We start from the raw sequence: 15,278 nt of genomic DNA, 5'->3' as shown, positions 1-15,278 counted from the left end.
CTGAAGCGAGGTTCGCCATGCATGCCTTCTCCCGCCGCACCATCCTTGCCGCCGCTGCCGCGGCGCTGACCCTGTCCTTTCAGGCCACCGCCGCCCGCGCCGAAGCACTGGACGACATCGTGAAGGCCGGCGTGATCCGCATCGCCGTGCCGCAGGATTTCCCCCCCTTCGGCAGCGTCGGCACCGACCTCAAGCCGCAGGGCTATGACATCGACATGGCGCAGCTGATCGCTGACCGGCTGAAGGTGAAGCTGGAACTGGTGCCGGTCACCTCGGCCAACCGCCTGCCCTACCTGCAGACCAGGAAGGTGGACCTGGTGATCTCCTCGCTGGGCAAGAATGCCGAGCGCGAGAAGGCGATCGACTTCACTTCCGCCTACGCGCCGTTCTTCTCCGGCGTGTTCGGCCCGGCAAAGTCGGCGGTGAAGGCCGCCGCCGACCTGAAGGGCAAGACCATCGGCGTTACCCGCGGCGCGCTGGAAGACCTCGAGCTGACCAAGATCGCGCCCGAAGGCACCGACATCAAACGCTTCGAGGACAACAACACGACCATGACGGCCTTCCTCTCGGGCCAGACCGAGCTGATCGCCACCGGCAATGTCGTGGCGGCGGCGATCATCGCGCGCAATCCGCCGAACAAGCCGGAGACCAAGTTCATCATCAAGGAATCGCCCTGCTATATCGGGCTGAACAAGAACGAGCCGAAGCTGAAGGCGAAGGTCAACGAGATCATCGCGGCAGCCAGGGCCGACGGCGCGCTGAACAGGATCAGCCTGAAATGGCTGGGCCAGCCGCTCACCACCGATCTGCCGAGCTGAAACATACCCTCATCCTCCCGCCGCGTTGTGGCGGACTCCTCCCTCTCCCTCGGGGAGAGGGACCGAGGGTGAGGGCCTTCGCCGTACGATGACCTACACCTTCCACTTCGCGGATGTCTTCGCCTATGGCGACCTGCTGCTGCGCGGCGCCTGGCTGACCATCCAGCTCAGCGCGGTTTCCACCGTGCTCGGGCTGATCGTCGGCATCCTCGGCGCGCTGGGACGCAATTCGCAGCATGCGCCGCTGCGCTGGCTGGCCGGGCTCTATGTCGAGCTGATCCGCAACACGCCCTTCATCGTGCAGCTCTTCTTCCTCTATTTCGGCCTGGCGCAGATCGGCGTGAAGATGACGGCGAACCAGGCCGCCCTGCTGGCCATGGTGATCAATCTCGGCGCCTACGCCACCGAGATCGTGCGCGCCGGCATCGACGCGATCGCCAGGGGCCAGTGGGAGGCGGGCCTCAGCCTCGCGATGACTCGCTGGCAGGTCTTCCGCCATGTCGTGCTGCTGCCCGCTCTGCAGAAGATCTATCCCGCGCTGACCTCGCAGTTCATCATCGTCATGCTGGGTTCCTCGGTGGTGTCGCAGATCTCGGCGGAGGAGCTGACCTTCGCCGGCAACTTCATCCAGTCGCGCAATTTCCGCAGCTTCGAGGTCTATTTCGTCATCACGGCGATCTACCTGCTGCTCAGCCTCGGCTTCCGCCAGGTCTTCCGCCTGATCGGCGCGCGCGTGTTCCGGCGGGCCTGACGGGATGGAGATCTGAGCCATGGCGCAGTTCACCTTCTGGGACATCCTGCGCAACCTGCTGCTGGCGACGCAGTGGACCATCCTGCTGTCGCTGATCGCCTTCATCGGCGGCGGCGCGGTCGGCCTGCTGGTCTGCGCCGCCCGCATCACGCGCCATCGCGCCGTGACCTGGGCGGCGCGGCTCTACATCGAGCTGCTGCAGGGCACGCCGTTGCTGATGCAGCTGTTCCTCTGCTTCTTCGGCCTGTCGCTGCTCGGCCTCGACGTGCCGCCGCTGGTTGCCGCCGCGCTGGCGCTGACGCTCTACACCTCGGCCTTCCTCGGCGAGATCTGGCGCGGCTGCGTCGAGGCGATCCCGAAGGGCCAGTGGGAAGCCAGCGCCAGCCTCGCGCTCTCCTGGCCCGAGCAGATGCGCTACGTGATCCTGCCGCAGGCGCTGCGCATCGCGGTGCCGCCCACCGTGGGTTTCGCCGTGCAGGTGGTGAAGGGCACGGCGCTCGCCTCGATCATCGGTTTCGTCGAGCTGACCAAGGCCGGCACCATGATCAACAACGCCACGTTCGAATCCTTCCTCGTCTACGGGCTGGTGGCCTTGCTCTACTTCGCCCTGTGCTTCCCGCTTTCGCTGCTCAGCCGCCGGCTGGAAAGGAGGCTCAATGTCGCTCGTACGGCTTGACGGCGTGGAGAAACGCTTCGGCGCGCTGCAGGTCCTGAAAGGCATCGACCTGAAGATCGAGTCCGGCCAGGTGGTGGCCATCATCGGCAGGAGCGGCTCGGGCAAGTCGACGCTGCTGCGCTGCATCAACGGTCTGGAGACCCATGACGACGGCCGCATCACCGTGGATGGCCGCGTCGTCGGCGAGGATGCGAAAGCCCTGCGCGACCTGCGCCAGAGCGTCGGCATGGTGTTCCAGCAGTTCAACCTGTTCCCGCACCTGAGCGCCGGCCGCAACGTGATGCTGGCGCCCATGGTGGTGAAGCATACGAGCGAACGCGAGGCGGAAGGCCTGGCGCGGGACTGCCTGGCCCAGGTCGGTCTGGCGGAGAAATTCGGCGCCTATCCCGAGCAGCTGTCGGGTGGCCAGCAGCAGCGCGTCGCCATCGCCCGCGCGCTGGCCATGCAGCCGAAGATCATCCTCTGCGACGAGATCACTTCGGCGCTCGACCCCGAGCTGGTGGGCGAGGTGCTGAAGGTGGTGAAGGACCTCGCCGAGCGCGGCATGACGCTGATCATGGTGACCCACGAGATGGGCTTCGCCCGCGAGGTGGCCGACCTGCTGGTCTTCATGCATCAGGGCCGGGTGCACGAGGCCGGGCCGCCGGCGCAGCTGTTCGACGCGCCGCAGACGGCGGAACTGCGCCAGTTCCTCGGCGCCGTGCTGTAGAGCCGGGTCCGCGCGCCTGATTTTCCGGGAACGATGATGCCGGCGGCGCTCAGCGCCGCGACAGCTGAAAACGGTCGCTGAGCTTTTCCGCGACATCGCCCGGCAGGGCATGGCTGTGGAAGGCATGCTGCAGTTCGTCGGCGAGCGATTTCGCTGCATCGGGCGATTTCGCCGCCCGCACCCGCACGGATTTGTTGCGATGGGTCGCCAGCACGAAGCTGGTATTGCCCGGAAAAGCGGGCACGAACGCGATATCGGCGTTGTAGAGACGCATAAGAACCCTCCCTGCCGCACTCAGGCTGGCGATGGTGTTGCAACGGTGCCGTGGATGAGTCCGTAACAACACCGGGGCGGGACGGTTCCCTCGTCACCGCAGTGGCAGCGGCAACAGACGCTGTTGCGCAACTACAACACTGCCGTCGAATCGACCGGAGCCGCCGATCCGACTCCGCCTGCCGATCGTTGTTGCGAGGCGCCGTGCCTGCGCGGCGCCACCAGGAGTGCAGTCTGCGTTCATCACATCGAGGTTTTCACATGCGTATTGCCCTTGCGGCTTCCCTTTCCATCCTGCTTGTCCTTCCCTTCGCCGTTGCCGATGCCACAGCCCAGACCCGCGCCAGCGACGAACTGCGCTGGGAGCAGTCCACCACCCTGCGCAGCGGCTGGTATGGCGGCATCACCGGCGGCTGGCTGATGCCCGAGGACACCGACGGCAACGGCGTTACCGTCGAACGCGATGACGGCTGGGGCCTGTTCCTCAATGCCGGCTATCGCATGCCGAACAACATCCGCCTGGAAGGCGAGCTCGGCTACAGCACCATGGATTTCAGCAAGGCACGCTCGGGCGGCGGCAGCGTCGGACTGGGCGGCGATGTCGACATGTATTCGCTGACCGGTGCCGCCTATTACGACATCCCGACCGGCACGATGCTGACGCCCTTCATCGGCGCCGGCGCCGGCGTGGTGCACCAGCGGCTCGACCGCGGCGCGGCGACGGTCGGCGGCGTCACCGTCGCGGCCGACGACGACAGCAGCACCGACTTCACCGCCTTCGCCGAGGCCGGCGTCACGGTGAAGCTGGCGCAGTTCGAGCTGGTGCCGTCCTACCGCTACCAGTGGATCAACGACGGCACCGACGGCTTCGACGATACCGAGATGCACATGCTGCGCCTCGGCCTCCGGCACTGGTTCTGATGCGCCACAACCGCAGGGGGGCCCCGGTGGCCCCTCTGCAGCGCGCATCTGTGTCCTTGCGGCAACAGCCTGCGGAAGTCACTGGCGGTGCAGCGGAAAATCCTTGCGGGTCGCCCGCTGCCTGCCTATCTAGCGTTTCTGTTCAGTGACCAGCAAACAACAACAAGGACTTCCCCATGCGTCGCCTTGCCCTTGCCGTGATCGCCGCCGCGGCCTTCGTCGCTCCCCCTGCCATGGCCGAGCAGCAGAAGCCGGGCTGGTACGGCTCCGTCGCCGGCTCCTGGCTGGTGCCGCGCGACTATGATGGCAGCGGCAGCTTCGACGAGGTGAAGACCTATAACGGCTACGGCTTCGCCCTCGGCGCCGGCTACCGCTATGGCAACGGCTTCCGCGCCGAGGCCGAGCTCGCCTACGGCAATGTCGAGAACGACCGCGTCACCCGCGACAATGCCGGCAGCACCAAGGTCGGCGGCGACATCGACATGTATTCGCTGACCGGCGCGGTCTATTACGACATCCCGGTCAATTTCGTCGTCACGCCCTTCGTCGGCGCCGGCGCCGGCATCGTCCACCAGCGCAACAGCCGCCCCGCCACCACCATCGGCGGCGCGACCCTGCCGGCCGGCGGCGACAGCACCGACCTGACCGCCTTCGGCGAGATCGGCCTGACCTACCAGCTCACCCCGGAGATGACGCTGGTGCCGTCCTACCGCTACCAGTGGATCAACGACGGCGAGCACGGCCTCGACGACACCGGCATGCATGTCGCCCGGCTGGCGCTGCATTACGGCTTCTGAGTTTTCCGGCAGAAGAGTCTGACGACGGCGGGGAGCGATCCCCGCCGTTTTTCATTGCGCGCGGCTTTCGAGATTCTCGAGGATCGGGCAGTCGGGCCGGTCGTCGCCATGGCAGGCGTTGGCGAGATGCTGCAGGCTGCGGCGCATCGCCTGCAGCTCGGCGATCTTCACCCCGAGCTCGTCGATATGGCGCAAGGCGATCTGCTTCACCGCCGCCGAGGGCCGGCTGCGGTCGCGCCACAGTTCGAGCAGCGCGCGGATATCCTCCAGCGAGAAGCCGAGATCGCGGGCGCGGCGGATGAAGCGCAGCATGTGCACGTCCTGCTCGCCGTAGACGCGGTAGCCGCTGCCGCTGCGCCCGGCCGGCGGCATCAGGCCGATGCTTTCGTAATAGCGGATCATCTTGGCGCTGACGCCCGAGGCCGCGCTCGCTTCGCCGATATTCATGTCACGCTCCTTCCGCCCGCCAGCGTTTCAGCAGCAGGGCATTGGTCAGCACCGAGACCGAGCTGAGCGCCATGGCGGCGCCGGCCAGCATCGGACTGAGCAGGCCGAAGGCGGCGAGCGGGATGCCGACCACGTTGTAGATGAAGGCCCAGAACAGGTTCTGCCGGATCTTGGCATAGGTAGCGCGCGCCACCGCTATCGCCTCCGGCACCAGGGCGGGATCGCCGCGCAGCAGCGTGATGCCGGCGGTCTGCATGGCGATGTCGGTGCCGGTGCTCATGGCGATGCCGACATCGGCCGAGGCCAGCGCCGGCGCGTCGTTGATGCCGTCGCCCACCATGGCGACCGCGCCGCCGACCTGCCGGCGCAGTTCGGCAATCAGTGCCGCCTTGTCCTGCGGCAGGATGCCGGCCTCGACGCGGTCGATGCCGAGCCTGGCCGCCACCGCCTCGGCGGCGCCGCGGCTGTCGCCCGACAGCATGATCGTCTCGATGCCCATCTCATGCAGGCGCGCGATGGCCGCAGCCGATGTCGGCTTGGCGTCGTCGCCGAAGGCAATGAGGCCGAGCAGCTTCGGCGCCGGCGCGGCTTCGGCCAGCCAGGACACCGTGCGGCCCTGGGCGGCCAGAGCGGCCGCGCGCTCTTCCAGCGCCGCGGCATCGATGCCGTGCTCGCGCAGCAGACGCGCATTGCCGAGGACGAGCAGGCGGCCGTCCAGCCTTGCCGAAATGCCCATGCCCGGCCAGTCACGGAAATCCTGCACCGGCAGCAGGGTCGCGTCGCCGGCCCTGCCGCGCAGCGCCTCGGCCAGCGGATGCTGCGATCCGGCCTGCAGGCTGGCGGCCTGCAGCACCAGCGCGGCATCGTCGCCGTCCAGCGCCACCGTGTCGGTGACGGCCGGCTGGCCCAGGGTCAGCGTGCCGGTCTTGTCGAAGGCCACGGCCTTCAGGTTGCGCGCCTGCTCCAGCGCCTCGGCATCGCGCACCAGGATGCCGTGCCGGGCGGCGACGCCGGTGCCGACCATCAGCGCCGCCGGCGTGGCGAGGCCGAGCGCGCAGGGACAGGCGATCACCAGCACCGCGATGGCATGCACGAGGGCGGGTTCGGCATTGCCGGTCAGCGCATAGGTCAGCACGAAGGTGAGCAGCGCGACGAGCACCACCGCCGGCACGAAGACGGCGCTGATATGGTCGACCAGCTTCTGCACCGGCGGCTTGCTGGCCTGCGCGGTTTCGACCAAGCGCACGATGCGCGACAGCATGGTCTCGCCGCCGGTGGCGGTGACCGCCACCACGATGCGGCCGTCGCGGTTGATCGTGCCGGCATGGACGATGTCGCCGGCGCTGCGCTCGGCCGGCAGGCTCTCGCCGGTCAGCATCGCCTCGATGATGCTGGCATGGCCTTCGACGATCTCGCCGTCGGCAGCGATCGCCTCGCCGGCGCGCACCACGATGCGGTCGCCGGGCACGAGCTGCGCGCTGGCGATCTCCTCCTCGCTGCCGTCGCCGCGCAGGCGCCGCGCCGTGGCGGGCCTGAGCTGCATCAGGCCGCGCAGCGCTTCCAGCGTCTGCGCCTTGGCGCGCAGCTCCAGCCATTTGCCGAGCCGCACGAAGGCGATGATCGCCACCGAGGCCTCGAAGTAGAGATGCGGCATCTGTCCCGGCGGCGCCGCGACCCAGTTCCACAGGCTGAGTGCGAAGGCCGCCGAGGTGCCGAGCGCGACGAGCAGATCCATGTTGCCGGCGCCGGCGCGCAGGGCGCCCCAGGCCGCGCGGTAGAAGCGCCAGCCGAGCACCAGCTGCACGAAGCCGGCGATGACGAATTGCGGCCAGGGCGGCAGCATGAGGTGAGGGAACCCGGCGAGTTCCGCCACCATGCCGCCCATCAGCGGCAGGCTGAGCAGGATGGCCAGCAGCGCGAGCCGGCCTTCGCGGCGCAGGGCGGCGGCATGCCGGTCCTCCTGCGGCTGACCGGCTTCGGCGGCATCATGCACCGGCCGCGCGTCGTAGCCGGCCTGCCGGACGGCGGCGACCAGCGCGGCGGCATCGGCCATGCCGCGGGCGAGCGTCACCTCGGCGCGCTCGCTGGCGAGATTGACGCTGGCCTGCGCCACGCCCGGCACGCGGTTCAGCGCCGCCTCGACCCGGCTGACGCAGGAGGCGCAGGTCATGCCCCCGATCTCCAGCGCGACGCGCTCTTCCGGCACGCGGTAGCCGGCGCGGGCGATCGCCTCAACCAGCGGCGCGGCCGGGCCGGTGAATTCCACATGGGCGGTGTCGCTGGCGAGATTGACGCGTGCCGCCTGCACGCCGGGCAGGGCGCGCAGGGCCTTTTCGACGCGGCCGGCGCAGGAGGCGCAGGTCATGCCTTCGACCGGAAGGTCGAGGCTGCGGATGGCGGAAACGGCGCTGGCGGTCATGATGCGGCATCCTTCATTGCCTCTTAGAGATAGGGCTTCCCATCGTGGGAAGGTCAAGGCAATTGGCGCCCGGATGCTGGCCGGGCCGCGGCATCGGGTCGCACTGCAAGAATTGATCTGTTTTGTAACTGTTTGATTATGTGGCGGCGCGCCGGGCTGCGCGCTATCGTCCCGCGCGATGAAACTCACCGCCTCCCTTCCGGCAGCACTGACGGCCCCGAGCCGGCAGTTCTTCGCTCTTTGGGATGGCTGGCGGCGCGGCCGACTGCTGCCGCATCGCCGCGACATCGACACCGCGGCGCTGGGCGCCCTGCTGCCCTACTGCTTTTTGCTGGAAATCCGCAGTCACGACCGCATGCCGATCTGCTTCGCCGGCAGCGCCATCCACGCGATCCTCGGCGAGGAGCTGACCGGCCGGAACTACCTCGACCTCACCGAGCCGCAGAACCGCGCCCGGCGCGCCGCCCTGCTGCTGGCCGAAGCCGCCCAGCCCTGCGCGGCTGTCATCTATTACTGGCTGCGCGACGAGACCGGCGGCCTGCTGCCGGTGGAACTCGTCTCGGCGCCGCTGCTGGCCGATACCGCGACGGAAGGCAGCGCGTCGGCGACCCTGATCCTCGCCTGCGCCTCGCCGCTGATGCGCGGCGGCGCTCCGGACGACGTGATCCCGGATTCCTACGCCGAGGGCGAAGGCCTGCGCTACATCGATATCGGCGCCGGAATTCCGCCGCTGACGGGCAGCATGCCGCTGCAGGCACAGCAGGTGCAGTGATGGGCAAGGGCATTTTCAGCGACGATCATATCCGCACCCTCCTGTCGTCGCGGCCGGAGCCCCGCCCCGCGCCGCCCGCGGCCATGCCCGCCGGCGACGCGGCGCCGACGACAATGTCCTTCGAGGGCTGCAGCCCGGAAAGCCGGAAATTCCTCGCCGCATGGCAGTCCTGGCGCGGCACCCAGCTGCTGCCCCGCCGGCAGCAGGTCGACCTGACCAGCATCGCGCGGCTGATGCCGCAGCTGGCAGTGCTGGAAGTGCATGGCCCCGACCGCGCCACCTTCCGCCTCGCCGGCACCGAGATCGAGAACCAGTATGGCGCGCGGCTGACCGGGCGCAGCTACATCGCGCTGACCGATCCGGCGAAGCAGCAGAAGCGCGGCGAGCTGCTCTGGCTGCACGTGAAGCAGCCCTGCGCGGTGATCGCGCACCAGGAGCTGGAATTCCGCTCCGGCCGTCGCTGCGTCGTCGAGATCGCCTCGGCGCCGGTGCTGCCCGACAGCGAGGACCAGCCGGTGCGGGTCTTCGCGGTGGTGAGCCGGTTCCCGCGCCAGCCGCTCCGCAGCGACGGCGAGCGTGACATGGTGGTGCGGAACTTTGGCCGCAATCTTCGGTTTATTGATATCGGAGCCGGTATCCCCGGTATCTGATCCGGTTCAGGCACACGTCTTGCGCGTGCATTAAAGGCTGGGCCTGCGGTTTCTTTTTTACTAAGTTTAATGCGGAGTACGGTCGGGAACGACCCTGAACTGGTGGAGGGCCGGCTGGCATTGATCCACAAGACGGCTGATCCGGGCAGCATTCTTCTGATCGAGGACTCGACCTCCGTGCGCGCCGCCCTGCGCGCGACCCTGGAGGCTGCGCGCTACAGCGTCTACGAGGCGCCGACCGGCGCCGAGGGGCTGAGCCAGGCGGGCGGCGCGGATCTCGTCCTGCTGGATATCGGCCTGCCCGACATGACCGGCTTCGACATCCTGGAACGCTTCCGCGAGACCCGGGTACGCGCGCCGGTGATCATCCTGTCCGGCCGCGAGGAGGTCGACGACAAGATCCGCGCGCTGGATCTCGGCGCCGAGGATTACGTGACCAAGCCCTTCGATCCCGGCGAGCTGCTGGCCCGCGTGCGCGTCGCCTTCCGCCGCAGCGCCGATCGCGGCGCGGTGCCGAACGGGCTGGTCAAGGTCGGGCCGTTCCAGATCGACACCACGACCGGCGACACGCGGCGCGAGGACCGCCCGGTCCGCCTGTCGCCGATGGAAGCGCGTTTCGTGAAGATGCTGGCGCAGCGCAGCGGCCAGCCGGTCGGCACGCGGCAGCTCACCGAAACGCTCTGGGGCCACGACAATGCCGAGCAGCGCCAGGCCCTGCGCGTGCTGGCCCGCAAGGTGCGCTGCAAGCTGGAGAAGGATCCCGACGAGCCGCGCTTCCTGCTCACCGAGCCGCGGCTGGGCTACCGCCTGATCGATCCCGAATACGGCGGCTTGCAGCATTCCTGAGCGGGTTTCCGCTCAGGCCTCCGCCGCGCGCATCACTTTCCCGAGCAGCAGCATGAGCTGGGCACGCTCTTCCGGCGTGAGGCCGGCGGCGATGCGCGCTTCATGGCGCTCGATCAGGGTGAGCGCCTTCCTGTAGAGGCGCTGGCCCTCCGGAGTGAGGGTGAGGGCATGCGCCCTGCGGTCATGCGGCACCGCGCGGCGCTCGATCAGGCCGCGCTGTTCCAGCCGGTCGAGCGCGGCGACGATGGTGGAGCGGTCGACGCCGAGCGCGCTGCCCAGGGCGATCTGCTTGAGGCCCGGATTGGCCGCGATGATGGCGATGACGCCGAACTGGCCCGGCGTGAGGCCACCGGTGCCGTTCTGCCCGAGCCGCGCTGTGACATTCGTGAGAAAATCGTTGAACACGCTCTCCTGCGTGCGGCGGAGCGTGTAGCCGAGCAGATCCGGCAGCACGCCCAGAACGGCCGGCGAGGCCGGTTTTTTCCCGTCTTTGCGCCCGTTGCCGGCAGCCGCCGCGCGTCGCGTCGCGGCTTTGGGTCGCACCGGTCGCGCCTTCACGGAAATGTTGGCATCGCTCACTTGGAAACTCCGGTTGGCGAACCCATATCGGGTTCATGCGGCGGCGCAAGCTGCCGCGGGTGCCGGAAGATCCCCCCCTTCCGGCGCTTTCTTCGCGCAGCCTTTTGCGCATAACGCCCGGTTGCCCCCCGACCGGGCGTTTTCTTTTGCCCGGACGCGGCGCGGCGGACGCCGCAGACTTCATAGCCGATCCCGCGGCGATGGGCAATTTCGCTGATTGTTGGGATGCCAAACAATTTGACACTCCTTCGAGCCCCGCCCTATCATCCCGGCTGAGGAAACACCGCGAGACCAGCGCGAGGACCGCCCCCGTGGCCCATACCGTGATCGTGCGCCAGCTGCCGCAGCCGGTGACCGTGGAAGACGGCGACACCATCCTGTCGGCGGCGCAGTTTGCCGGCTTCGACTATCCCTGCGGCTGCCAGTCGGGCAATTGCGGCGCCTGCAAGTCGATGCTGCTGCGCGGCGAGGTCGAGATGCTGCCCTATTCCGAATTCGCCCTGTCGGACGAGGAGCGCGCCGCCGGGCTGATCCTCGCCTGCCGCGCCACGCCGCAGTCGGACTGCGAAGTGGCCTGGCTGGAGGAGGGCGAGATCGCCGCCCATCCGCAGCGCAGGCTGACCTGCAGCGTGATCAGCATCGAGGCGGTGACCCATGACATCCGCCGCATCCGCCTGAAGATCGATGCCGGCGGTCCCTTCGTCTTTTCCGCCGGGCAGTATGCCGCGGTGACCTTTCCCGGCCTGCCGACCCGCGACTATTCGATGGCGAGCCAGCCGGGCGAGAAGGATCTGGAATTCCACATCCGCCTGGTGCCCGGCGGCAGGGTCAGCCCCTATGTGCTGGAGCAGCTGAAACCCGGCGACGCGGTGACGGTGGAAGGCCCGCGCGGCATTTCCTTCCTGCGCGAGAACCATACCGGGCCGATCATCGCGCTGGCCGGCGGCTCGGGGCTGGCGCCGATCAAGTCGATCACCGAACGCGCGCTGCAGCTCGGCATGAAGCAGCCGATCCACCTCTATTTCGGCGTGCGCGACGAGCGCGACCTCTATCTGGAAGACCATTTCCGCGATCTCGAGGCCCGGCATCCGAATTTCCGCTTCATCCCGGTGCTGTCGCAGCCGAGCGGCGAGACGCAGCGCCGCACCGGCTTCCTCGCCGATGCGGTGAAGGCCGATCACGGCAATCTCGACGGCGCGAAAGCCTATCTCTGCGGCCCGCCGGCGATGGTCGAGACCTGCATGGCGGCGCTGACCGGTGCCGGCCTGCGCCGCGAGGATTGCCATGCCGACGCCTTCTACACCGAGGCCGATAAGGCCGCACTGAACAAGGGTGCTGCATGAGTGGTGAACTGAAAGGCCGCGTGGCGCTGGTGAGCGGCGGCGGCCGCGGCATCGGCCTGGCGATCGCGAAGGACCTGGCGGCGCGCGGCGCGAAGGTGCTGATCGCCGATCCCGGCACCGGCATCGACGGCACCGGCGCCGATCCGAAGGTGGCCGCCGACGCCGCCGCGGATATCGGCGGCATGGCCTTCCCGCAGAGCATCGCCAGCCCCGAGGCGGCGCAGCAGGCGGTGAAGCTGGCGGTGGACCAGCTCGGCGGCATCGACATCGTGGTGAACAACGCCGCGATCCTGCGCGACGCCTTCATCTTCAAGGGCGATGCGGCGAATTTCGAGGCCGTGCTGCGCACCAACCTCTTCGCCGCCTTCTATCTCGCGGCCGCCGCGACGCCCTTCATGCGCGAGCAGCAGAAGGCGGGCCGGTCGCATGGCCGCATCGTCAACATCACCTCCTCGGCCGGGCTCTACGGCAATTTCGGCCAGGCGGCCTATGCCTCCGCAAAGGCCGGCCTGCTGGGCCTCACCCGCGTGGTCGCCATGGACATGGCGCGCAGCCAGGTGACCTGCAACGCGGTTGCGCCGTTTGCCGCCACCCGCGTGACCGACAGCATCCGGCCGGCCAACGAGGCGCAGGCCGCCTACAAGGAGCGCGCGCTGAAAGCCGAGCCGCGCCATGTCGCCACCCTCGTGAGCTGGCTCTGCTCGGACCTGGCGGCGAACGTCACCGGGCAGCTGTTCGGCGTGCGCGGGCGCGAGGTCTTCCTGTTCAGCCAGCCGCGCCCGGCGGCGCAGCTGGTGACGAAGGGCGATGGCGACCTCGCGGCGCTGAATGCTGCCGCCGCCGCGACGCTGGCGCCGCATTACACCGACCTGAAAACCGACCTGGAAGTCTTCAACACCGATCCCGTGACCTGAGGAGCCTGCAATGTCCGCCCCTGCCATTCCCACCGTGAAGACCTGCGCCGAACTGGCCGACCAGCCGGAGGAATTCCGCGTCGCCCTGGAGAAGATCGTCATCAGCCATGCGGTGAACGAGCTCTACGGCGCGCAGGTCTTCGACGAGCCGGCCATCGCGCTGGCGCCGAACCCTTACGCCAAATGGCTGACCTGCCGCGTCGCCATGGAGGAATACGGCCACCATGTGCGCTTCCGCGATCTCGGCCTGGAGATGGGCATTCCGGCCGAGAAGATGGTGCCGAACCCGGACAAGCGCCCGCTCTCGATCTTCGAATTCCCGCTCAAGACCTGGGCCGAGTTCTGCGTCATCAAGGCGATCGCCGATCTGGCCGAGATCCTGCAGGTGGAAGACCTCGCCCATTGCAGCTTCCTGCCCCTGCGCAATCTCTCGCGCATGACCATGCCGGAGGAACGCTTCCACGCCCAGTTCGGCAAGGATTTCTGCGACGAGCTGCTCAGGACCGAGCAGGGCCGCGCCGAGGTGCAGGACGCCATCGACCGCTATTTCCCCTATCTGCCGGCCTTCTTCGGCCGGGCGGGCTCGAAGAACAACGAGATCTACCGCAAATGGGGCATCAAGCAGCGCTCCAACGAGGAGATGCTGGCCGACTACCTCGCCCGCGTGAAGGAACTCGTCGAAGGCCATTTCAGGCTGAAGCTGCCGGACCTGCCGGCCGCGGCGTGAGTAAAGAAAATCGTGGATGGCCGGGACAAGCCCGGCCATGACAATTAGAGTAGAGCGTCGCCATCATATCCATGTCATGCCCGGGCTTGTGCCGGGCATCCACGTCTTGGGTTCGCACGAACCTCTGATATGCTGAACGCATCCGCCCTGCGGAGGAAAAGCCATGAACCAGCAGACCGCGCCTGATCCGTCCGTGCTGCAGCAGCGCCGGGCCTATTACGAGCGGATCGGCCGGCACAAGCTGGCGCCGCTCTGGGAGGTGCTGCATGGCCTGGTGATCCCGGAGCCGAAAAGCGCCTGCCAGCCGGCGATCTGGCATTACGCCGCGATCCGCGACGCGATCATGGAAGCCGGCAGCCTGATCACCGCGAAGGAGGCCGAGCGCCGCGTGCTGGTGCTGGAGAATCCCGGCATGCCGGGCCAGTCGAAGATCACCACCGCGCTCTATGCCGGGCTGCAGCTGATCATGCCCGGCGAGGTCGCGCCGTCGCACCGCCATACCCAGTCGGCCCTGCGCTTCGTCGTCGAGGGCAGCGGCGCCTATACGGCGGTGGACGGCGAGAAGACCCTCATGGAGGAGGGCGACTTCGTCATCACGCCGTCCTGGACCTGGCACGACCACGGCAACGAGTCCGACAGGCCGATGGTGTGGATGGACGGGCTCGACATCCCGCTGGTGCAGACGCTGGACTGTTCCTTTGCCGAGAAATACCCGGAGGACAGCCAGCCGCTGTCGCGTCCCGTCGGCGATGCGCTGGCGCGCTACGGTTCCGGCCTGCTGCCGGTCGACCACGAGGTTCGGACGCCGACCTCGCCGGTCTTCAACTATCCCTACCGCCGCACCCGCGAGGCGCTGGAGACCATGCGGCGCGCCGAGGAATGGGACCCCTGCCACGGCCTGAAGCTGCAGTATGTCAATCCGGCGACGGGCCAGAGCGCCATGCCCACCATCGGCACCTTCATGCAGCTGCTGCCCAGGGGCTTCAGCGGCGAGCGCTACCGCTGCTCGGACGCCACGGTGTTCAGCGTGGTGGAGGGGGAAGGCTATACCCTGGTGGGCGACGGCGACGCGGCGCAGCGCTTCGACTGGAGCAAGCGCGACACCTTCGTGATCCCGAGCTGGGTGCCGCACCGCCATCATGCAACCAACAGCGATGCCGTGCTGTTCAGCTTCTCGGACCGGCCGGTGCAGAAGGCGCTCGGCCTGTGGCGCGAAAGCCGCGGCAACCGGTAGAAGGCATATCCCATGGTGAAGTTTCACAAGGTCGTCGAAGTCGCCAATGACGACGATGAGGACGAAGAGCTCGAGCATCTGAGCCTCGCCGATGACGGCCCGCTACGCGGCGTGGCGCGGCTAGCGAAGCTGATCGGCGGCATGAGCTGGTTCGCCGCCGTCGGCCAGCCGCTGGAGCCGTCCGAGATCGAGGATGCCGAGCTCTATGTCGCGGGTCTCGGCTTTCCCGATGTGCGCGTCGGCGCGGTTGAGGACTGGCGTGCCGCCGCCGCCGCCGCCCAGGCGCCGGACTGGAGCCAGGACTGGTGGGAAGCGGAAGAACAGATGCGCCGCGCGCTGCTGGACGAGGCCCTGCAGCGCAGCGACGAGCATGACCTGATGGTGGCGCTCACCCATGTCTCG

18 protein-coding genes are annotated in these 15,278 nt (G+C 68.3%); 14 read left to right on the top strand and 4 right to left on the bottom strand.

Translation table 11 applies throughout. The features are described 5' to 3' along the window. Positions 1-17: 17 nt before the first annotated feature. The 4 genes from VKZ87_RS03260 to VKZ87_RS03245 all read left to right on the top strand — a co-directional run bounded on the left by VKZ87_RS03260 (position 18) and on the right by VKZ87_RS03245 (position 2,954). The gene (locus VKZ87_RS03260) at positions 18-818 is read left to right on the top strand and encodes a transporter substrate-binding domain-containing protein (RefSeq protein ID WP_324219816.1); all 801 of its coding nucleotides are present in this window, start codon (positions 18-20) and stop codon (positions 816-818) included. Positions 819-906: 88 nt separating this feature from the next. Continuing rightward, a complete protein-coding gene (locus VKZ87_RS03255) occupies positions 907-1,569 on the top strand; it encodes an amino acid ABC transporter permease (protein ID WP_324219815.1) in 663 nt (220 codons plus the stop codon). Positions 1,570-1,588: 19 nt separating this feature from the next. After that, positions 1,589-2,245, top strand: coding sequence for an amino acid ABC transporter permease (locus tag VKZ87_RS03250; protein ID WP_324219814.1), 657 nt, complete (start codon positions 1,589-1,591; stop codon positions 2,243-2,245). Further along, positions 2,226-2,954, top strand: coding sequence for an amino acid ABC transporter ATP-binding protein (locus VKZ87_RS03245; protein WP_324219813.1), 729 nt, complete (start codon positions 2,226-2,228; stop codon positions 2,952-2,954). Before VKZ87_RS03250 ends, VKZ87_RS03245 begins: the two co-directional genes overlap by 20 nt. Positions 2,955-3,003: 49 nt before the next feature. Here the strand turns inward: VKZ87_RS03245 and VKZ87_RS03240 are convergent, their stop codons facing one another. Next, the gene (locus VKZ87_RS03240; protein ID WP_324219812.1) at positions 3,004-3,228 is read right to left on the bottom strand and encodes a hypothetical protein; all 225 of its coding nucleotides are present in this window, start codon (positions 3,226-3,228) and stop codon (positions 3,004-3,006) included. A gap of 260 nt (positions 3,229-3,488) precedes the next feature. On the opposite strand from VKZ87_RS03240, the gene VKZ87_RS03235 reads away from it, so the two are divergent. After that, positions 3,489-4,148, top strand: a complete 660-nt coding sequence (locus VKZ87_RS03235; RefSeq protein ID WP_324219811.1) for an outer membrane protein — start codon at positions 3,489-3,491, stop codon at positions 4,146-4,148. A 176-nt stretch (positions 4,149-4,324) separates the two neighbouring features. Continuing rightward, a complete protein-coding gene (locus tag VKZ87_RS03230) occupies positions 4,325-4,945 on the top strand; it encodes an outer membrane protein (RefSeq protein WP_324219810.1) in 621 nt (206 codons plus the stop codon). A 51-nt stretch (positions 4,946-4,996) separates the two neighbouring features. On the opposite strand, the gene cueR is transcribed toward VKZ87_RS03230, so the two are convergent. Beyond that, a complete protein-coding gene (cueR, locus tag VKZ87_RS03225) occupies positions 4,997-5,392 on the bottom strand; it encodes a Cu(I)-responsive transcriptional regulator (protein ID WP_324219809.1) in 396 nt (131 codons plus the stop codon). A 1-nt stretch (position 5,393) separates the two neighbouring features. Continuing rightward, positions 5,394-7,811 carry a heavy metal translocating P-type ATPase gene (locus VKZ87_RS03220; protein ID WP_324219808.1) on the bottom strand — a complete coding sequence of 806 codons (2,418 nt, stop codon included), beginning with the start codon at positions 7,809-7,811 and terminating at the stop codon, positions 5,394-5,396. A 178-nt stretch (positions 7,812-7,989) separates the two neighbouring features. On the opposite strand from VKZ87_RS03220, the gene VKZ87_RS03215 reads away from it, so the two are divergent. The 3 genes from VKZ87_RS03215 (at position 7,990) to VKZ87_RS03205 (ending at position 10,079) form a co-directional block, all read left to right on the top strand. Beyond that, positions 7,990-8,583 (top strand): PAS domain-containing protein, encoded by a 594-nt coding sequence (locus VKZ87_RS03215; protein ID WP_324219807.1) that lies wholly within the window; start codon positions 7,990-7,992, stop codon positions 8,581-8,583. Further along, positions 8,583-9,233: a PAS domain-containing protein gene (locus VKZ87_RS03210; protein WP_324219806.1), complete on the top strand. Its 651-nt coding sequence runs from the start codon at positions 8,583-8,585 to the stop codon at positions 9,231-9,233. The genes VKZ87_RS03215 and VKZ87_RS03210 overlap by 1 nt, the downstream gene beginning before the upstream one ends. 69 nt (positions 9,234-9,302) lie before the next feature. Continuing rightward, on the top strand, positions 9,303-10,079 hold the full coding sequence (locus VKZ87_RS03205) for a response regulator transcription factor (RefSeq protein ID WP_324219805.1): 777 nt from the start codon (positions 9,303-9,305) through the stop codon (positions 10,077-10,079). A gap of 12 nt (positions 10,080-10,091) precedes the next feature. Here the strand turns inward: VKZ87_RS03205 and VKZ87_RS03200 are convergent, their stop codons facing one another. Further along, positions 10,092-10,658, bottom strand: coding sequence for a MarR family transcriptional regulator (locus tag VKZ87_RS03200; RefSeq protein ID WP_324219804.1), 567 nt, complete (start codon positions 10,656-10,658; stop codon positions 10,092-10,094). Positions 10,659-10,969: 311 nt separating this feature from the next. On the opposite strand from VKZ87_RS03200, the gene VKZ87_RS03195 reads away from it, so the two are divergent. From VKZ87_RS03195 to VKZ87_RS03175, 5 genes are all read left to right on the top strand, one after another. Continuing rightward, positions 10,970-12,001 carry a 2Fe-2S iron-sulfur cluster-binding protein gene (locus VKZ87_RS03195; RefSeq protein WP_324219803.1) on the top strand — a complete coding sequence of 344 codons (1,032 nt, stop codon included), beginning with the start codon at positions 10,970-10,972 and terminating at the stop codon, positions 11,999-12,001. Continuing rightward, positions 11,998-12,915, top strand: coding sequence for an SDR family oxidoreductase (locus VKZ87_RS03190; protein ID WP_324219802.1), 918 nt, complete (start codon positions 11,998-12,000; stop codon positions 12,913-12,915). Before VKZ87_RS03195 ends, VKZ87_RS03190 begins: the two co-directional genes overlap by 4 nt. Before the next feature lie 10 nt (positions 12,916-12,925). Beyond that, positions 12,926-13,642, top strand: a complete 717-nt coding sequence (locus tag VKZ87_RS03185; protein WP_324219801.1) for a Phenylacetic acid catabolic protein — start codon at positions 12,926-12,928, stop codon at positions 13,640-13,642. Between the two features lie 163 nt (positions 13,643-13,805). Then, positions 13,806-14,876 (top strand): gentisate 1,2-dioxygenase, encoded by a 1,071-nt coding sequence (gene gtdA / locus VKZ87_RS03180; protein WP_324219800.1) that lies wholly within the window; start codon positions 13,806-13,808, stop codon positions 14,874-14,876. A gap of 12 nt (positions 14,877-14,888) precedes the next feature. After that, a partial coding sequence (locus VKZ87_RS03175; RefSeq protein ID WP_324219799.1) for a hypothetical protein occupies positions 14,889-15,278 on the top strand: 390 nt, incomplete at its 3' end.

Origin of the sequence: Ferrovibrio sp. (assembly GCF_035304305.1) — a bacterium.
Classification (GTDB): Bacteria; Pseudomonadota; Alphaproteobacteria; order Ferrovibrionales; family Ferrovibrionaceae; genus Ferrovibrio.
This window is presented reverse-complemented; position numbering and strand designations above follow the sequence as displayed.